This is a genomic window from Pseudomonas sp. PDM22, assembly GCF_014851965.1.
Taxonomy (GTDB): Bacteria; Pseudomonadota; Gammaproteobacteria; order Pseudomonadales; family Pseudomonadaceae; genus Pseudomonas.
Window position 1 is genome coordinate 294,376 of record NZ_JACVAR010000001.1, and the last position, 21,246, is coordinate 315,621.

General features: G+C 66.9%; 18 protein-coding genes. 8 read left to right on the plus strand and 10 right to left on the minus strand.

Translation table 11 applies throughout. The annotated features are described in order from the left end of the window. Positions 1 to 50 precede the first annotated feature (50 nt). Positions 51 to 989, minus strand: coding sequence for a chemotaxis protein CheV (locus tag IB255_RS01435; RefSeq protein WP_151187854.1), 939 nt, complete (start codon positions 987 to 989; stop codon positions 51 to 53). Between the two features lie 136 nt (positions 990 to 1,125). Between IB255_RS01435 and flgA the strand changes: the two genes are divergently transcribed. The 4 genes from flgA to IB255_RS01455 all read left to right on the plus strand — a co-directional run bounded on the left by flgA (position 1,126) and on the right by IB255_RS01455 (position 3,623). Continuing rightward, entirely contained in the window at positions 1,126 to 1,815 is a 690-nt protein-coding gene (gene flgA, locus IB255_RS01440) for a flagellar basal body P-ring formation chaperone FlgA (protein WP_139791622.1), read from the plus strand. A gap of 141 nt (positions 1,816 to 1,956) precedes the next feature. Further along, the gene (flgM, locus tag IB255_RS01445) at positions 1,957 to 2,271 is read left to right on the plus strand and encodes a flagellar biosynthesis anti-sigma factor FlgM (RefSeq protein ID WP_045212162.1); all 315 of its coding nucleotides are present in this window, start codon (positions 1,957 to 1,959) and stop codon (positions 2,269 to 2,271) included. Between the two features lie 43 nt (positions 2,272 to 2,314). Further along, positions 2,315 to 2,776, plus strand: coding sequence for a flagella synthesis protein FlgN (locus IB255_RS01450; RefSeq protein ID WP_081519251.1), 462 nt, complete (start codon positions 2,315 to 2,317; stop codon positions 2,774 to 2,776). A 97-nt stretch (positions 2,777 to 2,873) separates the two neighbouring features. Continuing rightward, on the plus strand, positions 2,874 to 3,623 hold the full coding sequence (locus tag IB255_RS01455; RefSeq protein ID WP_081519250.1) for a flagellar brake protein: 750 nt from the start codon (positions 2,874 to 2,876) through the stop codon (positions 3,621 to 3,623). 42 nt (positions 3,624 to 3,665) lie between these two features. Here the strand turns inward: IB255_RS01455 and IB255_RS01460 are convergent, their stop codons facing one another. The 6 genes from IB255_RS01460 to IB255_RS01485 form a co-directional block, all read right to left on the minus strand. Next, entirely contained in the window at positions 3,666 to 5,018 is a 1,353-nt protein-coding gene (locus tag IB255_RS01460) for an MFS transporter (protein WP_081519249.1), read from the minus strand. Positions 5,019 to 5,288: 270 nt separating this feature from the next. Continuing rightward, entirely contained in the window at positions 5,289 to 6,527 is a 1,239-nt protein-coding gene (locus IB255_RS01465; RefSeq protein ID WP_192209865.1) for a glutamine synthetase family protein, read from the minus strand. Between the two features lie 416 nt (positions 6,528 to 6,943). After that, entirely contained in the window at positions 6,944 to 8,548 is a 1,605-nt protein-coding gene (locus IB255_RS01470) for an inorganic phosphate transporter (protein WP_192209727.1), read from the minus strand. 319 nt (positions 8,549 to 8,867) lie between these two features. Next, positions 8,868 to 9,785: a polyphosphate kinase 2 gene (gene ppk2, locus IB255_RS01475; RefSeq protein WP_081519246.1), complete on the minus strand. Its 918-nt coding sequence runs from the start codon at positions 9,783 to 9,785 to the stop codon at positions 8,868 to 8,870. A gap of 175 nt (positions 9,786 to 9,960) precedes the next feature. Further along, on the minus strand, positions 9,961 to 12,240 hold the full coding sequence (locus tag IB255_RS01480; protein WP_192209728.1) for an acylase: 2,280 nt from the start codon (positions 12,238 to 12,240) through the stop codon (positions 9,961 to 9,963). 345 nt (positions 12,241 to 12,585) lie between these two features. Continuing rightward, positions 12,586 to 13,617 (minus strand): AraC family transcriptional regulator, encoded by a 1,032-nt coding sequence (locus tag IB255_RS01485; protein WP_081519244.1) that lies wholly within the window; start codon positions 13,615 to 13,617, stop codon positions 12,586 to 12,588. A 128-nt stretch (positions 13,618 to 13,745) separates the two neighbouring features. Between IB255_RS01485 and IB255_RS01490 the strand changes: the two genes are divergently transcribed. After that, on the plus strand, positions 13,746 to 14,639 hold the full coding sequence (locus IB255_RS01490) for a TauD/TfdA dioxygenase family protein (protein WP_081519243.1): 894 nt from the start codon (positions 13,746 to 13,748) through the stop codon (positions 14,637 to 14,639). Between the two features lie 123 nt (positions 14,640 to 14,762). Here the strand turns inward: IB255_RS01490 and IB255_RS01495 are convergent, their stop codons facing one another. Beyond that, the gene (locus IB255_RS01495; protein WP_081519242.1) at positions 14,763 to 15,665 is read right to left on the minus strand and encodes a LysR family transcriptional regulator; all 903 of its coding nucleotides are present in this window, start codon (positions 15,663 to 15,665) and stop codon (positions 14,763 to 14,765) included. A gap of 106 nt (positions 15,666 to 15,771) precedes the next feature. On the opposite strand from IB255_RS01495, the gene IB255_RS01500 reads away from it, so the two are divergent. Both IB255_RS01500 and IB255_RS01505 read left to right on the plus strand, forming a co-directional pair. Beyond that, positions 15,772 to 16,842, plus strand: a complete 1,071-nt coding sequence (locus IB255_RS01500; protein ID WP_081519241.1) for an AbrB family transcriptional regulator — start codon at positions 15,772 to 15,774, stop codon at positions 16,840 to 16,842. A 262-nt stretch (positions 16,843 to 17,104) separates the two neighbouring features. After that, on the plus strand, positions 17,105 to 18,343 hold the full coding sequence (locus IB255_RS01505) for a flavin monoamine oxidase family protein (protein WP_081519240.1): 1,239 nt from the start codon (positions 17,105 to 17,107) through the stop codon (positions 18,341 to 18,343). Positions 18,344 to 18,536: 193 nt separating this feature from the next. Here IB255_RS01505 and IB255_RS01510 read toward each other — a convergent pair whose 3' ends face one another. Continuing rightward, complete coding sequence (locus tag IB255_RS01510; RefSeq protein ID WP_081519239.1) at positions 18,537 to 19,091, minus strand: TetR/AcrR family transcriptional regulator; 555 nt, start codon at positions 19,089 to 19,091, stop codon at positions 18,537 to 18,539. An 88-nt stretch (positions 19,092 to 19,179) separates the two neighbouring features. Between IB255_RS01510 and IB255_RS01515 the strand changes: the two genes are divergently transcribed. Further along, a complete protein-coding gene (locus tag IB255_RS01515) occupies positions 19,180 to 20,385 on the plus strand; it encodes an MFS transporter (protein WP_318652744.1) in 1,206 nt (401 codons plus the stop codon). Between the two features lies 1 nt (position 20,386). Here the strand turns inward: IB255_RS01515 and IB255_RS01520 are convergent, their stop codons facing one another. Further along, positions 20,387 to 21,172 carry a LysR family transcriptional regulator gene (locus IB255_RS01520; RefSeq protein WP_081519238.1) on the minus strand — a complete coding sequence of 262 codons (786 nt, stop codon included), beginning with the start codon at positions 21,170 to 21,172 and terminating at the stop codon, positions 20,387 to 20,389. Positions 21,173 to 21,246: the final 74 nt, after the last annotated feature.

The following is a 21,246-nucleotide window of genomic DNA, read 5'->3' on the forward strand; positions in this document are numbered from 1 at the left end:
ATAGACGATGCGGGCGGCACCGGCGCCACCCGCATCTCGTCACGCCGGCATCAGGCCGATGCGCCATCCACTGCCTTGATGCGGTCCGACACACGAGCCGCCAGGTCATCGGGACGGAACTTGGCGAGGAAGTCGTCAGCGCCGACCTTCTTCACCATCGCCTGGTTGAACACCCCGGACAACGAAGTATGCAGGAGAATGTGCAGATCCTGCATGCGCGGGTCGTGACGGATTTCCGCCGTGAGCGTGTAGCCATCCATTTCCGGCATCTCGATATCCGAGATCACCATCAGCAGATCGCTGCCCGGATGCCCGCCGGCCTCCACCATCTGGTGCAGGTAATCCAGCGCCTGGCGGCCGTCGTTGAGCGCCAGCACTTCCACGCCGACAGTCTCCAGGCAACGCACCAGCTGCTTGCGCGCCACGGAGGAGTCGTCCACCACCAGCACGCGCTTGCTCACCGCTCGGGCCTGGGTCTCGGCATCCAGCACGCCTTCGGAGATGTCCTCCGAGGTCGGCGCCACTTCGGCGAGGATCTTCTCCACGTCGATGATTTCCACCAGCTGGTTGTCGACCCGCGTCACCGCCGTCAGGTAGTGGTCGCGGCCGGTTCCCTTGGGTGGCGGATGGATCGACTCCCAGTTCATGTTGACGATGCGCTCCACCGAATGCACCAGGAAGCCCTGCACCTTGGTGTTGTACTCGGTGATGATCACGAAGCTGTTGGCGATGTCCCGCAGGGCGTGACGCCCCGTGGCCAGCGCCAGGTCGAGGATCGGAATGGTGCCGCCACGGATGTTCGCCACCCCGCGCACCACCTGGCTGGATTTGGGCATCACGGTCAGGCGGGGGCACTGCAGCACCTCCTTCACCTTGAACACGTTGATCCCGTACAGCTGGCTGCCGTTCAAGCGGAACAGCAGCAGTTCGAGACGATTCTGGCCAACCAGCTGCGTACGCTGGTTGACCGAATCCATGACTCCGGCCATTGAGCCTCCTGTGCACGCAACGCCGCCCGACTCACGAAGGCGGCATGACCATTGCTTGGATCGTTGCATGAAACGAGCAACGACATTTTTCCGACAGCTGAGACCCGCGCGCGCCCTGATGGCTGCGCTGCTCGGCATGACGGGTGCGCTGACCCTCTCCCCGGCAGGGGCGGAAGGCTTCACTGCGCCTGAGATCCTTATCGGCTCCACCCAGGGCTTTCTTGAGTTCAAGGTGGAAGATTATCTGCAGACCTCGGGCATAGACGCACGCTACGAGATCGAAGTCGCACGCATCGACCCCCGCCTGCGCCTGGCGGAGTGCGACAAGGACCTGACACAGAAGCTGGAAAGCCCGGCGCAGCCCGTTGGTCGGGTCACCGTGCGGGTGCTCTGCGAAGGCAGTTCACCCTGGACGGTGTTCGTGCCGGCGACGGTCAGGCTGTTCCGCCAGGTTGTCGTCACCACCCTGCCCCTGCAGCGCAATCATGTCGTCGAGCCCGGTGATATCAGCGTCGTCGAACGGGACGTCGGCCAACTGAGCCAAGGCTACCTGACCGACCCCAACCAGGTGGTCGGCATGAAGCTCAAGCGCCCCACGGTCAACGACCAGGTGCTGGCGCCGGTCTTCCTCGAACAGGCGGCGGCCGTGCGCAAGGGCGACCAGGTGGTGATCCGCGCCAGGACCAGTGCGATCAACGTGTTCATGCCCGGCGAAGCGCTGTCCGATGGGGTAACCGGCGAACAGATCCGCGTGCGCAACCTGCGCTCCCAGCGTATCGTCAGGGCTCGGGTGGTCGAGCCGGGGACGGTGGAAGTCAGCCTGTAGCGCTCGACCCAGGACTTTTTCTGGCATGATGGACGCAGCCCTCTGCAAAATGTGCTCAGGCGCACGAAAATTCGGCCTAAAGTTTCTCTCAAGACGGCCGAAAAGCTTGGCAAGCGTCCAATACCTCCAGAGGTTTCCACCATGGTCATCGACTTCAACCGGCTGAACCCGGCCTCTACGACAGCCAGCACTGGCCGTAGCAGTGCTGCCCAGAGCGGTCGCAGCGAAGCCGCCGCAGAGAATGCCTCCGTCAACGCCCCGGCCAAGAGCGGCGAGTCGGTTCAGCTGAGCGACACCGCACAGCAACTGCAGAAAGTAAGCGATCAACTGAAGGACCAGCCCGTGGTCGACAACGAGAAAGTGGCCCGCATCAAAGCGGCCATCGCTGACGGCAGCTACCAGGTCGACAGCCAGAAAGTCGCCAGCAAGCTGCTCGATTTCGAATCCCAGCGCTGAGTTCACTCAGCGCCTGGTCAACCGCTAGTACGCCGAGCCCAAGATGTCCGATGCCCTGCTTTCTCTGATCAACGGCGACATCGAAGCAGCCAGCAGCCTGCTGCAGCTGATCGACGACGAGTTCCAGGCGCTGCAAGCCCGCGACCTGGACCAGTTGCAGAAGCTGCTCGACAGCAAGCTGCCGCTGCTGCATCAGCTCGAGCAGAACGGTCGCATCCGCACCCAGGCACTGCAACAGGCCGGGGTCAGCGCTGACAACGAGGGGCTTGCGCAGATTGCCCAGGCTACCGGCAACGCCGCTCTCACCGCGCGTGCGCAGGAGCTCGGCGCCCTGCTCGAACGTTGCCAGGAAGCCAACCAGCGCAACGGCCGCCTCATCCGTTCCGGCCAGACCAGCACCGAGCGCACGCTCGACATCCTGCGCGGCCAGGAAACTCCGCGACTCTATGATCGCTACGGCGGCTCCACCCAGAGCAACCGCCAGCGCCCGCTCAGCCAGGCCTGAACTCCTCTGGCCTGAAGGCCCGCCCTAGGGCAGAATGCCACTATCCGGCCCTGCCCCGTGCACGACTCATAACAAACACAATGGAGACCTGCGGACCGTGTCCAATCTGTTCGCCGAGGAAAATGGCCCTCAACCACCGAAGGTGTTGAAAGCTCCGGTGGAGATCCACGCCAGCCTGAAAATGCTGATGGACAGTCACGATCCACTGGTAATCACCTTCGAAGGGCGCAGCCAGCGCTTCCAGAGCTTCGTCGTCGAGATCAACCGCGAGCGCAACATCGTCGCCCTCGATGAACTCATCCCCAACGACGGCGAGCGCTTCCTGCAGAATGGCGAGCAGTTCCGCATCGAAGCCTTCCACGAAGGCGTGCGCGTCGCCTGGGAAAACACCCAGAACGCTTTCTTCTCCGAGATCGACAGCGCCCGCTGCTACTGGCTGCCGGTGCCGGCCGAAATGCTCTACCACCAGCGCCGCAACGCCTTCCGCGCCCCTGTGAGCCAGGTCCAGCCGGTGCCGGTGGAAATTGGCGGCAGCAAACTGAAGTCGCCGCTCAAGGGCAGCCTGATCGACATTTCCGCCACGGGCTGCAAGATTCGCCTGGAAGGCAACGCCGCCGAGCGCCTGCAGCCCGGTCAGGTCTATGAAGAATTCACCGCGCGCCTGCCCTTCGGCGCCCTGACCATGGAAGTCGAGCTGCGCCACGTGCACTTCGAGGAAAAGGTCGGCTACAGCTTCGCCGGCATGCGCTTCCACCAGATGAGCGGCCTGGCGCAGCGCAACATCGAGCGCTTCGTCTACCAGCTGCAACGCGAAGCCCGGCGCTTCGAGAAGGACGAACTGTTCTAGTTCGTCCCGGGCGGCAAGCGCTTGCCGCCCTTCCCTGCCGCCTCACGCGGGTCGGCTTTCTTCCTCGGCTTCTGCTTCTGCCTCCACTTCCGGCTCGGCAGCCGGCGTGCTGTTGTCGTTGCCCTTCATCTGCTCCTCCACGGCCGCTTCGTCGACCCGCGGGTCGAGGGCGGCGGACAGCGGCGAGGACGCCAGGCTGTCCGGCGTGGCAACGTGCTTGACCGGTGCCTCGTCGACCCGGTGTACACCACTGACCTTCTCCGGCTGCACGCGCCAGATGAGGATCAGCGAGCAGGCACAGACGAAGGCGTAGAGCATGTTGGCGCCGAACAGCTTCATCAGCGCACCGGCCGCCAGCGGGCCGATACAGGCGCCGACACCGAAGGTCACCAGCAGCATCGCGGTCAGCGAAACGCGGCGCTCACCTTCGACGTGGTCGTTGGAGAAGGCCACGGCCAGCGGATACAGGGTGAACTGCACCAGGCAGACGATGAAGCCCATCGGCAGCAGCCACGCCAGCGAAATCGGCGGCACCGGCAGCAACGGCAGCGCCGCCAGCGGCAAGGCCACTATCAACAGCAGGATGGCAGCATTGCGGATCAGCACGGCGCGGTCAATGCGGTCCGACAGCCAGCCCAGCGGCCACTGCACCAGCAGGCCGGCAAAGATGCAGCCGCCCATGAACAGACCGATCTCCTCGTTACTCAGACCCTGGCGCACCGCATAGAGCGGCGCCAGGCCGTAGAACGAACCGACCACCAGCCCGGACACCAGCACCGTGGTCAACGACTGCGGCACCCGCTGGATGAAGAAGCGCGGCTCCAGCGGTGCCGGGCGCAGCGGCGCGGGGTGGACCTTGTGGGTGATCGCCACCGGGATCAGCGACAGCGCAAAGCACAGCGCGATCATCATCGGCAGCTCCGGACCCAGCCCCGGATGCACCACCAGCACCAGCTGGCCGAGTACCAGGCCCAGGTAGGACGCGACCATGTAGCCGGCGAACACGGCACCGCGCTGGCGCGCTTCGGCCTGCTCGTTGAGCCAGCTCTCGATGACCATGTACTGGCACATCATCCCCAGGCCGATGGCGACCCGCAGCAACAGCCAGAAGCCCAGCCAGGGCAACAGGCCGATGCCCAGCACAGCAGCGGTCACCAACCCGCCACAGGCGACGTAGGCGCGGATATGACCGACGCGGGCGATCAGCCGGTGGCCGATCTTGCCGCCCAGCACCAGGCCGAGGTAGTAGGCGGCCATCATGGCGCCGATCCACAGCCCATCGACCTTCTCCGCGCCCAGGCGCAGCGCGAGGTAGGTACTGAGCAGACCGGAACCGGTCAGGAGCATGACGGCGGCGAAGTACAGAGCGCGGAAGGCAGTGACGATCCGAAGCATTGGACCTCCTGGTCCAGGACAACCCCGGCACAACGTCCGGGCAGCGGAAAGCGGGACTTGCGCTCACACCTTAGAGCTTGCCAATCGGCGCGTCGAGAGGGCTGCCGGGCCCGGAATAGCGCGTGTCGCGCACGGTCATGCGGGGCGTTTCGAAGGATGTCGGCGGGATGAACGAGGATGGCCTGAAGATCGCCAGAAGATGGCTGCCGATCACAGCTGCGCCGGGTTTCGGCGCAGCTGTGTCAGCGACTTCAAATCAGATCATGCGCCTCAGGCTTGCGCTGCGAGAACGCGGCGTTCCCACGGGGTGATTTCGTCGAAGAAGCTGGTCAGCTCCATGGACTTGGTCGCGCTGTAGCCGTCGATGAACTCGTTGCCGAACACCTCGCGGGCCAGCTCGCTGCGCTGCAGGCGCTGCAGTGCGTCGTACATCGTGCAGGGCAGCAGCAACTCCGGCGGCACCTCGAACTCACCCTGGATCGGCGCGGTGGGCTCCAGGGCGCGCTCGATGCCGTGCAGACCGGCAGCCAGGCTCGCGGCGATGGCCAGGTAGGGGTTGGCGTCAGCGCCCGGCAGGCGGTTCTCCACGCGACGAGCCACCGGCGCACTGGCCGGAATGCGCAGGCCGGCGGCGCGGTTGTCATGGGACCAGCAGGCGTTGTTCGGCGAAGCGTACGGGTGGCACAGGCGCTGGAAGGAGTTCACGTTCGGCGCGAACAGCAGGGTGAAGTCCGACAGGCACGCCTGCAGGCCACCGATGAAGTGGCGGAACTCCGGCGTGGCCTCGCCCTGGGCGTCGCTGAAGATATTGCGGCCCTCGCCGTCGACGATGCTCTGGTGAATGTGCATCGAACTGCCCGGCGTGTGCGCCAGCGGCTTGGCCATGCATACCACGATCAGCCCGTGCTTGAGCGCGACCTCCTTGAGCAGGTGCTTGAACAGGAAGGTCTGGTCGGCCAGCAGTACCGGGTCGCCGTGGAGGAAGTTGATCTCGAACTGGGTGGTACCCATCTCGTGCATGAAGGTGTCGCGCTCCAGTCCCACCGCCTCCATGCAGCGGTAGACGTCCTGGAAGAAGGGGCGCAGGCCGTTGTTGGACGACACGCTGAAGGCCGAGTGACCGATCTCGCGGCGACCGTCGAGGCCGACCGGCGCCTGGAAGGCTTCCAGCGGATCGGGGTTGGGGGCGAACACGAAGAACTCCAGCTCGGTCGCCACCACCGGGCTCCAGCCGCGTTCGGCGTAGCGCGCGACGACCTGCTTGAGCAGGCCGCGGGTGGACAGGCCGGAGGGCTTGCCGTCGAGCTCCAGCGCATCGCAGATGGCGAAGGCGCGGGGTTCGTCGCTCCAGGGCAGGCGGTGGATCTGGGTCGGCTCGGCGATCAGGGCGAGGTCGCCGTCGTCGCTGCCGTAGAACTTCGCGGCCGGGTAGCCGCCCATGATGCACTGCAGCAGGACGCCGCGCGCCAGTTGCAGCCGGCGCCCGGTGAGGAAGCCCTCGCCGGTCATCACCTTGCCACGCGGCACCCCGTTGAGGTCGGGGGTGACGCACTCGATCTCTTCCACTCCAGCCAGACGCTCGGCGAGTGGGATTCCAGGATCGTTACTCATGACTTCTTATCCTTGTTCTTTTGTCCCTGTCACAGGACGCCGCGCGAGGCGCGCGAGCCCGTACAAAATACGCATCACGCGTTCGATATTTCAAGCGGGCATGGAACGAAGCTATCGCAGCAAGTTGCGGGACGAACACGACGTAGGATGGCGTGGAGCGCAGCGATACCCATCCTACGAATACTGCACCGTGGTGCAGAGACAGACGCCGGCCCTCCCGGCGGATCGCGGGCATGGCCCGCTCCTACAGGGGGAATCGGTGCCAAAAGAAAACGCCGCTCGTAGGAGCGGCGTTTTCGTTGCATCAGCCAAGGTCAGAACAGGTGGGTGAACAGCCAGTACAGCGACGCCGAGAGCACGATGGCCGCCGGCAGGGTCAACACCCAGGCCATCAGCAGGTTGCGGATGGTGCGCATCTGCAGGCCCGAGCCGTTGGCCGCCATGGTGCCAGCGACGCCGGAGGACAGCACGTGGGTCGTCGACACCGGCAACCCGTACATGTCCGCCGCGCCGATGGTCAGCATCGCCACCATCTCCGCCGACGCGCCCTGGGCGTAGGTCAGGTGGGTCTTGCCGATCTTCTCGCCGACGGTCACCACGATGCGCTTCCAGCCGACCATGGTGCCCAGGCCGAGGGCGATGGCCACGGCGATCTTCACCCACAGCGGGATGAAGCGGGTCGACTCGTCGATCTTGCCCTTGAACGCGGCCAGCTTGCTGGCGGTGTCCGCGTCGAAGTTGCCGACCTTGTCCTTGTCCATCAGGCGGATCGCCTCGCTGGTCAGGTACATGTCGTTACGCACGTTGCCCATGGCTTCGGCCGGCACGCGTGCCAGGCTGCCGTAACCCTTCACTTCCGCGCCGATGGCGCCGGTCAGCGCCGCCAGGGACGGAATGAGTTCGGGCTTGGCGTCCTTGGTCCGCACGTACTCCGACAGCACCGCGCGCGGGTCGGCCGGGGCCGGCTGTGGCGCGGCACGGACCAGCGCCTGCTGGGTAACTTCGGCGATGGCGACGAACTGCACGGTCTGGTCCGCCGGCATGGTGCGGTTCAGCGCGTAGGCCATCGGCAAGGTGCCGACCAGGATCAGCATGATCAGGCCCATGCCTTTCTGCCCGTCGTTGGAGCCGTGGGCGAAGGACACGCCGGTGCAGGTGAGGATCAGCAGGCCGCGAATCCACCACGGCGGCGGCGTCTTGCCCTTGGGCGCCTTGTACAACGCACGGTTCCTCACCAGCAGGCGCAGCGCCAGCAGCAGGAGCGCGGCGCAGACGAAGCCGATCAGCGGCGAGAGCAGCAGCGAGTAGCCGACCTTGGTCGCCTGCGCCCAGTCCACACCGCTGGTGCCATCGCGGCCGTGCATCAGCGCGTTGGCCACGCCGACGCCGATGATCGAGCCGATCAGCGTGTGCGAGGACGAGGCCGGCAGGCCCAGCCACCAGGTGCCGAGGTTCCACAGGATGGCGGCGATCAGCAGGGCGAAGACCATGGCGAAGCCGGCCGAGGAGCCGACCTGCAGGATCAGCTCCACCGGCAACAGGGCGATGATGCCGAAAGCCACCGCGCCGCTGGAGAGCAGCACGCCGAGGAAGTTGAAGCAGCCCGACCAGACCACCGCGAAGTGCGGCGGCAGCGAGTGGGTATAGATGACGGTGGCCACCGCGTTGGCGGTGTCGTGGAAGCCGTTGACGAACTCGAAGCCCAGGGCGATGAACAGGGCTACCCCGAGCAGCAGGAACGGCGTCCAGGTGGTGACCGTGGTGGCGACCTCGTCGACGTCGCGCACCAGGCTCCAGGCCGAGAACAGTAGGCCGACGGCGAGCACGGCGAAGAAGATGAAGGCGGTGATGCGGCCGGGCCTGTGTTCCAGATGGGGCCGGCCTTCGACGACGGGAACGGCCAGGGTATCGGTGGTCATGCTGGGAGTCCGCTTGGGGGTGTCCCGGTCATGATCGGCAGGAAATGTTACAGGTTGTGTCTCAGCGGAAATGACTGTCCGCACCGAAGGGATGCTGTACGTAGGGCCAACGGCCTTCTTCTGGCGTATTTGCGCCAGGGCCTCCCCTCACCCTAACCCTCTCCCGGAGGGAGAGGGGACTGTATGGCGCAGGATGAAGCCGTAGTGTCAGCCGGCACAGTCGGCCCCCTCTCCCCGAGGGAGAGGGCTGGGGTGAGGGGGAAGCGCAGGCGCGGAACTCAAGAGCAAGACAGCTGCTCCTACGTAATCCTGTTCCTGCTCAGTAAACCTCCGGCACCACGATCTGCTGCGGCGTCGGCGTGCGCGCGTAGTCTTCGTGGCGCTGGCGCTGCGGCAGGATCACCGCCGGGTGCTCGACGTCCTCGTAGGGAATCAGCTTCAACAGGTGGCTGATGCAGTTGAGCCGCGCGCGCTTCTTGTCGTCGGCCTGCACCACCCACCAGGGCGCCTCGGGGATGTGGGTGCGCTCGAGCATGATTTCCTTGGCCTTGGTGTAGGCCTCCCAGCGACGCCGTGACTCCAGGTCCATGGGGCTGAGCTTCCACTGCTTGAGCGGGTCGTGGATGCGACTGAGGAAGCGCAGGTGCTGTTCGTCGTCGGAGATCGAGAACCAGTACTTGATCAGCTGGATGCCCGAGCGCGCCAGCATGCGCTCGAACTCCGGCACGCTGCGGAAGAACTCCTCGTACTGGTCGTCCGAGCAGAAGCCCATCACCCGCTCGACGCCGGCGCGGTTGTACCAGCTGCGGTCGAACAGGACGATTTCCCCCGCCGCCGGCAGGTGCGAGACGTAGCGCTGGAAGTACCACTGGGTCTGCTCGCGGTCGTTCGGCGCAGGCAGCGCGGCGACCCGGCAGACGCGCGGATTGAGGCGCTGGGTGATGCGCTTGATCACGCCGCCCTTGCCCGCCGCATCACGGCCTTCGAAGAGGATCACCACCTTGTGGCCGGTCTTCACCACCCAGCTCTGCAGCTTCACCAGTTCGCCCTGCAGGCGGAACAGCTCGCTGAAGTAGCGACGGCGGGCGAGCTTTTCCTCGTCGACGTCGGCGTGCTCGTCGAACAGCTCGTCGAGGTTGCGCACATCCTCCAGCAGCTCCAGCTCCAGCTCTTCGTCGCTGTGGTCGAGCAGTTCGCGGTGGATGCGGCGGATCACGGATTCATTGGTCAGGGGCATGGCGGCGGCCTACGCGTCGGGGCTTTGCCGACAGACTAGGGGCGCTCGGTGTCAGGCTGGTGACAGCGACCCCGGCCGCACAGGGTTCGCGGACATGACCCGCTCCTACAAAAGCACGACTACCTGTAGGAGCAGGCCATGCCCGCGACCAGCGCCCGCAAGGGGCGCCCTCCCCTTACTGCTCGCGCAGCTCCATCACCTTCAACTCCGGATCGGCCTTGATCTGCTCCTCGGTGAATGGCAACTCCGGCCACTGCTGCCGGGCGAACAGTTCGGTCTGGTCACGGTGATGCGGCGAGCCGGGTTCGCTGGACTGCGAAAACGCCAGCAGCCCGCGTGCCTTCGGGCCATCGGCGGTGAAGTCCACCAGCTGGATGTAGCTGCTGCCGCTGAGCACGCGGTAATGGTCGCCCTGCCACTCCGAGGTGATGGCGTTGTACACGCCCTCGTTGCCGGTGCCACCGGGGATGCCCAGCGGGCTGGCGACATCGCCAGTCAGTTGCAGCTCGCCCCACTTCTCGTCGGCGCGGATGCGGCGGCCATCGATCTCCTGCGCGGCGGCGGCCAGCGCCTGCTGCACCTGCTGGCGAACCTCCGGCTTGTCCAGGGCAATGCCCGAGGGCGTGGCCAGCGGCAGCTTGGGATCGAAGGGCAGGCGCCAGCCGCCGTCGATCTTCAGGAAGCGCGCGACGAAGGCCTGGAAGTAGGCGAAGCCCGGATTGCTGTCGAGGTTTACGTGGCGATCCCACGAACCCAGCGCGGCACAGGCCGCCTCGGTGCCCGCCGGGGCCGGTTTGCACAGTTGCAGCAGGTCGTCGAGGAGCATGTCGGCCACATAGACGCGGTTGTCGGTGACCATCTTCTGCAGGTCGTCCGGGCCGATCTTGCCGTCGCCCTTCAGCCGGTCGAGGGCGAAGCGCGCGCGGGCGCTGACCGGGACCGAGTCGCGGCTCACCAGCGGCGAGAAGCCGGTCAGCGGCTGCGCGGGGTTGCTCATCCAGGCGCTGTCATTGGAGTTCTGCACGAAGTCCTCGCGCTCCAGCGCCGGCATCTGCTCCGGCGGCGTCAGCCCGGCATGACGGGTGCCCGGCGCGCTCGACCAGTTGCAGGCGCGACGTCCGCCCTGCAGTACCGGCAGGCCCTGCTTCTGGTACTCGGCGATGGCGCAGTCGGCCAGTTGCTGCTGGCTCAGGTGCGGCACCACCGACTGGTTGAGGTAGAGCACCTTGCCCTCGGCGTTGGTCGCCAGGGTGTTGACCCAGGGAATGCCCTGCAAGTGCTCGATGCTGTCACGCAGCTCATCCAGGCTGCGCGCGTGATCGATGGCGTACCACTGCTGCAGCACGCGGTCGTTGCCCAGGTTGGCGTCGCGCACGGCAAAGGCTTCGCTGGCGTTCCAGGGGAATTTGCCGGGCACGCTGAGCAGCGGGCCGTACTCGGATTCGTACAGCGTATGGCTGCGCGTGCCGACGCGGCCGTTGGGCTCCAGCACGCGAACGCGCAGGGTGACTTCCTTCAGCGGCCGCGACTGTCCATCGACGCGATAGCTGTGCGGGTCCTGCGGATCGAGGTCGAGGCGGTACAGGGTGAAGTGGCTGGAGGTGTCCACCGTGTGGCTCCAGGCCACGTCCCTGCTGAAGCCGATGTTCACCAGCGGCATGCCCGGCAGGGAGGCGCCCATCACGTCGAGCTGGCCGGGAATGGTCAGGTGCATCTGGTAGAAGCGCAGCGCGCCGAACCAGGGGAAGTGCGGGTTGGCCAGCAGCAGGCCGTTGCCGTCTGCCGAGCGGTCGCTGCCCACGGCGACGGCGTTGCTGCCGTGGTCCCGGTGGAAGTCTTCGCGACGCTGCATCGCCGCCAGCACCTCGCCGTCACTGACTACCGAAGTGCTCGCCTGCCCCGGCGGCGTGGCCGCCATCATGGCCTCGGCGAACTGCCCGGCGCCGGCCTGCACCAGCAGGCGGCGGGTCAGGCGCAGCAGGTCGTCGGCCTCCAGCGGGCGCAGCCAGGCCTTGCCCGCGCACTGCGTGCCGGCGGCCTGGGTGTCCCACAGCCAGCGGTTGTAGCCGGCGGCGTAGCCATCGAGGAGGTCGCGGATCGGCTGCGGCTGGGCGCTGCGCAGGCGGCGCAGGGATTCGTTGTCGTTGAGCCAGGTGTAGAAGAAGTCCGAGGGCAGGTTGCCGACGCCGGCAGAAGTCTTGCCGTCCTCGCCGAAGTAGCGCGAACGCTCGCCCCGCGCGGTGAGCACTTCTTCTGCGAGCAGGCAGGCGTTGTCGCGGGCATAGGCGTAGCCGATGCCGTAGCCCAGTCCCAGTTCGTCCCTGGCCTGGATGTGCGGGATGCCGTAGCGGGTCCAGCGGATCTGCGCCTCGAGTTCGGCGCCATAGGCCAGCGCGGGCAGTCCGGTAGCCAGCAGGCTGCCGGCCACGGCGGCCAGTCGGAAGGTCTTGCTCATTGATTCCCTCAATGCTCGGATGACGGCCGGATGCCCGGCCAGGGGCACGCGGCCGCGCCGCTCGCGCGGTGCCGGTGCAAGGAGTGGATGGCGGCTCAAGCCCGCCAATGCAGTGCGCTGAAGGTCATCGCGCCGAGCCTTCCGAGGCACGCGCGCAGGCAGGTTGCACAGGACATGGATTCTCCTTTTCTTGTTGGACGCCTCACGAAAAATGACGATGCGCCTCTTGAGGGCAACGGATGGGAAGCACGCGAAATTAGCCCGCGACCGATGGCAATCGGCCACACCAGAAGGCTCTATCTCGCGGCTTTCGCCCGTTGCAGAAGCATCGCGGGCGGTTCGACTTCAGTGCGCCGGGAGGGTTCCGGACTGACGTTTCCAACGACCGGGCGACTGCCCCGTCCAGCGCTGGAAGGCGCGGGAAAAACTCGCCGCCTCGGCATAGCCCAGGCACTGGGCTATGCCCTGCAGGTCCATCCGCGATTCGCGCAGCAGGCGTTCGGCGAGGCGCTGCTTGATGCCGTCGTTCAGCCCCTGCAGGTTTTGCCCTTCCTCGGCCAGACGCCGTTGCAGCGTGCGTTCGGAAAGGCCCATGCGTTCGGCCACCGCCGCCGCGCCGAGCAGGCTGGCGGAGTCGCGCAGCAGCAGTTGCTGCACCTGCCGCGCGGTGGGTGTGGCGGCCAGGGTCAGCGCCAGTTCGCCACACAGGCGCTCGCAGAGTTGCTCACCGCTGTCGCGCGCGCTGATCTGCGCCTGCGGTAACGGCGCCTGCAGGTCCTCCAGGGCGAAGAGCATGGCGTTGCGTGGCGCCGCGAACACCGGCTCGATGCCGAAGGTCTCGCGGAACGCGCTGGCATCGCCCGGCGCCGGGCAGCGCAGTTCAATCGCCAGGGGTTGCAGCGGCCGCTGCAGCAGTTCGCCGGACAGTTGCCAGCAACCGGCGATGCCGCGTTCCACCACGAAAGCACGGGCATCCTCGGGCAGCACGCGGTCATCGAACACCAGCCACAATCCCCGCGCCTCCACTTCGCTACTTACCGGGCAGAGCGTCAGCGCCAGGCTCTGGAAGCGCCCGAAAGTCTCGAAGGCTTCCTGCAACGTGCGGCTGGCGAGCATGGTGAAGCCCAGCAGGCCCAGCGAGGTGAGGTGGTAGCGCCGCCCGGTCGCCAACCCCAGGCCGGGCCGGTCGATGTGCTGCAACAGGTTGCGGATCACCGCCAGTTCCTGCCAGGCCTGGATACGGCCGGCGCGCGCCTGCAGGTCGGCCAGCGAGATCGCGCTGCCCACCAGGCAATCGTCCGCGCCCAGGCCCTCGTCGCGGGCGCTGTCGAGCAGGTAACGCACTCCGGTGATCTCGCGGGTCTGGCGCCAGTCCATCGCGGGCTCCTGTGGCGGCAAAGTACGCCGTGGCGGGAATCATCATTTTTTGGCGGACTTCATCATGGAAGAAAGCGCCAGCGCTGGCCATGCTGGAAATGCCAATAACACTCACAAGAGGCTTCCCCATGTTCGAGTTCTTCTACGCGCTGCCGAGCCAGAACCGCGCGGCCGACTACCGCCACTTCCGCATCGTCCCCGCCACCGGCGCGATCGGCGCGGATGTCAGCGACCTCGACCTCACCACCCTGGGCGAGGAAGGCTACACCGAGCTGCGCCAGGCGCTGCTGGCGCACAAGGTGCTGTTCATCCGCGGGCAGAACCTCAGCGTGGAGAACCTCGAAGCCGTGACCCTGCGCTTCGGCGAGTTCGGCCGCGAGCCCTATGTGGTCGGCATGGACGATCATCCGCATGTGGTGCGGGTGGTGAAGGAAGCCAACGAGAAGACCCCGGTGGTGTTCGGCGGCGCCTGGCACAGCGACTGGTCCTTCCAGGAGCGCCCGCCGGCGTTCACCCTGCTCTACGGCCACGACATCCCGCCGTTTGGCGGCGACACCCTCTACGCCAACCTGGCGCTGGCCTACGAATGGCTGTCGCCGAAACTGCGCGCGCAGCTGGAAACCCTGGACGCCATCCACAGCCCCGAGCGTGCCTACGGAGCCGAGGCCAAGCACAACGACCTGATGGAAAACATGGCGGTGCGCTATGGCAGCCACGAGGGCGAGGTGCGCTCGCATCCGCTGGTGACCCGGCACCCGGAGACCGGCAAGAAGATCCTCTACATCAACCCGGCCTACACCAGCGGCATCAAGGGCATGCGCCCGGCGGAGTCGCAGCCGCTGCTGGACTACCTGTTCAGCATCGCCACGCAGCCGGCATTCACCTGCCGCATGCGCTGGAGCGCGGGCACCCTGGCGATCTGGGACAACCGCAGCACCTGGCACTACCCGGTGTCGGACTACCACGGCATGCGCCGGGAGATGTACCGCACGACTGTGGTGGGCGAAGTGCCCAGCCGCTGAACACGCAGTGTGATCGTAGGGCGCATAACCTGGAACAGGTTATCCGCCAGATGCGGTGCGGCGGATAACGCTGGCGCGTTATTCGCCCTACGAAGCCACGCCTACAGGGTGCTTCGCTTCTGGCTACAGCTCTGTGCCAAACCGCTGCGCATGCTCGCGCAACATGCCGCGCAGCAATTGCGCGGCGGGAGAAAGGTAGGCGCCCTCGCGCACCGCCAGGCCGATGGTCCGCGTCAGCGTCGTCTCGGCCAGTTCCACCTCGCGCAGCTGGTCCATGCCATGCCCACCGGCCAGCGCCTCGCGGGCGATGAAGCTGAGCAGGCGGGTGCGGGCGATCAGGTTGGGCAGCATGGGAATCGCGTTGGTCTCGATCTGCACCTGCGGCATGGGCAGCTGGTGGGCCTGGAAAGTGGAATCCATCCAGCGCCGCGACGACACGCCGGTGGCCGGCAACACCCAGCGATAGCGACACAGGTCGGCCATGGCGACGGGGCCGTCGAAGATCGGATGGTCACGGCTGGCGACCACCACCACCTGATCCTGCAACAGCGGCTCGCTGCTCAGCTGCGGGTCGTCGACGATCCGCGAGCAGATCGCCATGTCCAGCCGCCCGCTGCGCAGCGCCTCGCGCAGCACGTCGTCCTGGCCCAATACCAGGCTCATGGTGACGTCCGGCGCGCGCGCCAACAGGTCCTCGGTCAGGCGCGGCAGCAAGTACTCGGCCATGGTCGCGGCGCAGCCGAGGCGGATATTGCCCACCACGCCACTGGCGAAATCGCGCACCTCGCGGCGGGTTTCCTCGATGTCCTGACGCAACTGCCGGGCGCGTTGCAGCATGAGTTCGCCGGCTGGCGTCAGGCGGATGCGGCGGCCGTCGCGCTGGAACAACCGCGCGCCGAGGGACTCTTCCAGGCGCTGGATGCTCTTGGTCAGCGCCGGCTGGCTGCGCCCCAGGCGCTCGGCGGCGCGACCCAGGTGGCCGAGTTCGGCAATGGTTTCGAAGTAGGCGAGATCGCGCAGGTCCATGGCGGCCAACCGATAAATTTCAGGAATGGATTCATGACTATTAGAAAATAGACTTGATCGATTCCGCTACCGATAATTCCGACGTCTTCCCCGCCCGGAGCCGTCCGTGTCCAGCCGCCCTGCCCTGCCCGTCGCCCGTATCCCCGTCAGTCTGCAATGGCTGGCCCTGGCGCTCGGAGCCGGAGGCGCCGGGCAACTGCTGACCTGGCTCGGCATCCCCGCCGCCTTGTTTCTCGGCCCCATGCTGGTGGCCATCGCCTTTGGCGTCAGCGGTGCGGAAATCCGCCTGCCGCGCCAGGCCTTCCGCCTGAGCCAGGGCTGCATCGGCCTGCTGGTCGCCCACGCCATGAGCTGGTCGGTGCTGCAGGCGATGGTCGCTTCCTGGCCGCTGATGCTCAGCGCCACCTTGCTCACCCTGCTGCTCTCGGCCGTGGTCAGCTACGCCATGGTGCGCTTCGGCGGCATCCCCGGCAGCACCGCCGCCTGGGGCACCGCGCCGGGCGGCGCGGCGGCCATGGTGTCGATGGCCGAAGCCAACGGCGCCGACCCGCGCGTGGTCGCCACCATGCAGTACGTGCGGGTGGTCTGCGTGGTCATGGCCGGAGCCCTGGTCGGTCGCCTGCTGGGCATCGAAGGCGGTGGCTCGGCAGCGCACAGCACGCCGATCGTCGACACCGCCACCCTGCCCGACCTGATCAACTGCCTGCTGCTGATCTTCGTCTGCACCACCGCCGGCGCCAGGCTGCCAGCCGGCCCGCTGCTGGTGCCGCTGGTGGCCGGCGCCGTGCTGCAGCTCACCGGCGTGCTGCACATCACCCTGCCGCACTGGTTGCTGGCCACAGCCTACGGGGTGATCGGCTGCTACATCGGCCTGCGCTTCGACCGCGAAAGCCTCGCCTACGTCGGCCGCCACCTGCCCGCCATGCTGGTCAGCGCACTGGCCCTGATCGCCAGCTGCGCGCTGTTCGCCTGGGTGCTGGCGGCCATCACCGGGATGGATTTCCTCTCCCTCTACCTCGCCACCAGCCCCGGTGGCCTGGACGCCATGGCGATCATCGCGGTGGACACCCACTCCGACGTCGGCCTGGTGCTGGCGATGCAGACGCTGCGGCTGTTCGTGGTGCTGTTCACCGGGGTGTCCGTCGCACGGACGGTGATCCGCCTGAGCCGCGCCTGACAGCCCCTCGGCTTGGCGCTAACCCGTAGGATGGGTGGAGCCCAGGCGATACCCATGCTGACGGTGCCGGGAGTGATGGGTATCGCTTCGCTCCACGCCATCCTACGTTGGTGTTTCGCTGCCGCGTCGGCAGAGACTGAGACCCTGCTCGTGGCAAGGCGAAAACCAGTACAGATCGCCGGGCGGATTGCCCATGTCTGCCTCTTGCAGTGATTACCGCCAGACTTCTAAGGTCGTCGCTCTTTCACCGAGCGAGCACGATATGGACAGCCTTCGCCACCGCCCCACCGCCTTCCACGTCACCCACTGGAGCGACGATCCGTTCAGCCGTGGCGCCTACAGCACCCTGCTGCCCGGTGCGACGCCGGAGCATCGGCGCCGGTTGGGCGAAGTGCTGGGCGGCAAGCTGGTGCTGGCCGGCGAGGCCTGCAATCCCATCGCGCCGGCCATGACCCATGGCGCCTGGAACGACGGCCTGCGCGCGGCCGAAGCGGCCATCGAAAGCGGCGCCCGCCGGGTACTGGTGATCGGCGCGGGCTTCGCCGGGATTGCCGCCGCACGACGACTGCGCGAAGCCGGGATCGACTGCGTGGTGCTGGAAGCCCGCGAGCGCATCGGCGGCCGCGTCCACAGCATTTCCCTCGGGCCGGTACGGGTAGACGAAGGCGCCGCCTGGCTGCAGCACTTCGGCGACAACCCGCTGGCCGCCCACGCCCAGCATCTCGGCCTGCCGTTACGGGAAACCGATTTCGGGCACCCCCTGGCTGCGGCGGCGGATGGCCCGGTGCCCGATATCGATGCGGCCTGGGAAGCCCTGCGCGCCGGGATCGACCGCAGCCTGCCACTGGCGGATGGTGTCGCGCGCTACCTCGAAGAACGCGACGAGCCGACCCGCCGCGCCAATCGTTTCGCCCTGGACGCCAACCTGATCCTGGAGGCCTGCCTGCCGCTCGAATCGCTGTCGGTCGATGCCCTCGACGAAGAAGGCGTCGGCGCCGGCGACCGCTTCCTGCCGCAGGGTTATTCACAGCTGGCCGCGCATCTCGCCGAAGGGCTGGATATCCGCCTGAACCAGCCGGTGACCGCCATCGACTGGTCCGGCGAGCAGGTGCGGGTGGGTGCTGAAAGCGCCGACTTCTGCGTCTGCTCCGTCCCTGTCGGTGTATTGCGCGATATCCGCTTCACCCCGCCCCTGCCGGCGGCCCAGCAGGACGCGCTGGCGCACCTGGGCATGGGGCAACTGGAAAAGGTCGTGCTGCAGTTCGACGAGCGCTGGTGGCCGGTGTCGCCCTCGGGTTACCTGCGCTGGTACGACACGCCAGCCAGCTTCGGCGAGTGGCTGGATCTCACCGAAGCCGTGGGCACGCCGACCGTTGCCGGGCTGATCGCGGCGGATGCGCTGGAGCGGGTGTTTGCCGGGCGCACGGACCAGGAGATTGCGCTCGCGGCCTGCGACGCCCTTCAATCGTGGGCAGATGCAGTGCGGAGCGCGCAGTTGTAAGAGCGCGCCATGCGCGCGATCGCGGGCATGGCCTGCTCCTACAGATTGGTGCTGAACTGTGCCGCAAAAACGTAGGATGGGTGGAGCCCAGGCGATACCCATGCTGACGGTGCCGGGAGTGATGGGTATCGCTTCGCTCCACGCCATCCTACGCATACGTCCATGGCAGGTACGGAGCCTGTCCGCGAATCCGCTACAACCCCTCCAGCGTCAGATCGACCAGGCGCTCGACATAGGCCACTTCCAGCTCCTCGCCGGAGAACAGGATGCGGTACACCAGCGGCGCCATCAGCCGGTCGACGATGCGGTCCAGCTCCGGCAGCTTTTCACCGCGCTCCCTGGCGCGCAGCAGGATGATGTCGAACTGGCCGCAGGCGATCGCCATGCAGCGTCCCGAAGAACCGCCACCGGCGGCCAGCAGGTCGAGCACCACGGCGCGGCCGGGCACCGAGGCGGTTTCCTCCATGTACTGCTCGCCCCAGGCCAGCAGGTCGCCGCGCAGGCTGCCGGTGTCCGCCGGCTCGGCGTCGGGGCGGATGCGCTGCAGGGCGACGTCGCCGAGCAGTTCGCTCAGGTCACCCCAGCGCCGGTAGATGGTCGACGGCGTGACGCCGGAGCGCGCAGCGATCATCGGCACGGTCAGTTCCGAGCGGTCGCGCTCTTCCAGCAGCTCCGTCACGGCCTTGTGCACCGAGGCCTGCACCCGCGCACTGCGGCCGCCCGGTCGAACACCCTGATTGATTGCCATAAGCACCTTAAAGCAAAGAATTTGCTTTTATCCGAAAACGGGTCCAGCATCTCGCAAAAGCAAAATCTTAGCCTTTGCGAGCTGAATCATGGCACACACTCAATCGAAAAGCGCGTCCGGCTTCTCACCCCAGGCTTCGGCCTGGCTGCTGACCGCCATCCTCATGGCCTTCCTCGCCGCCGCTGCCGCCCCCACGCCGCTGTATGCGCTGTACCGCGAGTCCTGGCAGTTCTCCCCGGCGCTGCTGACCCTGGTGTTCAGCATCTACGCCGGCGGCCTGATGGTAGCGCTGCTGGTGTTCGGCTCGCTGTCCGACCACCTCGGCCGGCGCCCGGTGATCCGCGCCGCACTGATCCTCGAACTGCTGGCGATGGCGGTATTCCTCTACGCCAACTCGGTGGAGCTGCTGATCGTTGCGCGCCTGCTGCAGGGCTTCGCCACCGGCATCGCCACCAGTGTGCTGGGCGCGGCGATGCTGGATATCGACCGCGAGCGCGGCCCGCTGATCAACAGCGTGGCGCCCATGCTCGGCATGGCCATGGGCGCGCTGGGCAGCAGCACGCTGGTGCAGTTCGGCTCCGATCCGCTGCATGAGGTGTATGTGTGGCTGCTGGCAGTGTTCGCCCTGGGCATAGTGCTGCTGCGCTGGCTACCGGAAAGCATCAGCCGGCAACCGGGCGCGCTGGCCTCGCTGAAGCCGCGCATCCGTATTCCGCCGCAGGCGCGCCGCGCGTTCTGGAGCGTGGCGCCGCTGAACGCCAGCCTCTGGGCGCTGGGCGGCTTCTACCTGTCGCTGGGGCCGACGCTGGCGCGGCAGGTGACTGGTCTGCAGGTGCCGATGATCGGTGGCGGGCTGGTGTCGCTGCTGTGCCTGTGCGGTGCGCTGGCGATCTTCGCCCTGCGCAATCAGCCGGCAGCGGTGATCCTGCGCCGTGGCGGCCTGGCGCTGATCATCGGCCTGCTGATCACCCTGCTCGGCGTGGACAGCGGCAACCTCTGGCTGTTCTTCCTCGGCACCGCAGTGGCCGGGCTCGGCTTCGGCGGCGCCTTCCTCGGCGCGCTGCGCTCGGTGGTGCCGCTGGCCCACGCACATGAACGCGGGGCGCTGATGGCGAGCTTCTATGTGCTCAGCTACCTGGCCTTCAGCGTGCCGGCGATCCTCGCCGGGCTGGCGATCCAGCGTTACGGCCTGATCGCCACCACCAACGGCTATGCCAGCCTGCAGATTCTCGCGGCCTCGCTGGTCCTGCTGCTGTCCTTGCGCGCACCCTCCGCACAGAAGGCGCAGGCCTGACTCAGGCCGTTCGCAGGAAGTCGTAGAGCCCGCGCACCGCCGGGTGCTCCAGCGCCTGGGCAGAGTGGCAGAGGCCGATGCGGCGAATCGGCAACGGCAGGTTCAGTGAGCCACTGCGCACCGCCGGCGCGCCGCTCAGCAGCGATGCCGGCAGGATCGCCGCGCCCACCCCCGCACTGACCAGCCGCAGCGCCAGGTTCAGGGTGCTGGCCTGCGCGACCACCGGCGCGCCGCCGTAAGCCGTCATCAGTCGCTGATGGGAAGGATGCGTCGGGCAGGTGATCCAGCCACTGCTCTGCGCATCCTCCACACCCGGCGGCAACGCCAGCACGTACGGGTCTTCCCAGACCGGCACGAAGAGTTCGTCCTCGCAGCAGAATTCCTCCACCGCCAGCCGCGCATCGCCCACGCAGCCCTCCTCCAGATGCAGCAGCAGATTGGGCACAGCCTGCTGTGCGAGGGTGACGAAACTTTCGACCTGCTCGGCGCTGACATCGCCTTCCACGCCCAGGTGCAACGGCTGATGTGCCGAGGCCTGACGGAACATGTTGCGCAGGCCGTCGGCTTCGGCCAGCAAGGCGCGGGCGCGGGGATACAGCGCACGCGCCGCTTCGCTGACCTCCACCCCGCGCGCCTGGCGCAGGAACAGCTCGGTGCCCAGCGCCTCCTCAAGCTGGCGGATGGTCACCGACAGCGTCGGCTGGCTGACGAACAGGCGCTGGGCGGCGGCGGTGATGTTGCGTTCTTCGAAGACCGCGACAAAGGCGGCCAACTGTCGGATATCCATAGGCAAACCCGATACCAGGCACAGGAATAAGCCATTTTTCAGGCGGAATACCGCTCAATATACTTCACTGCATC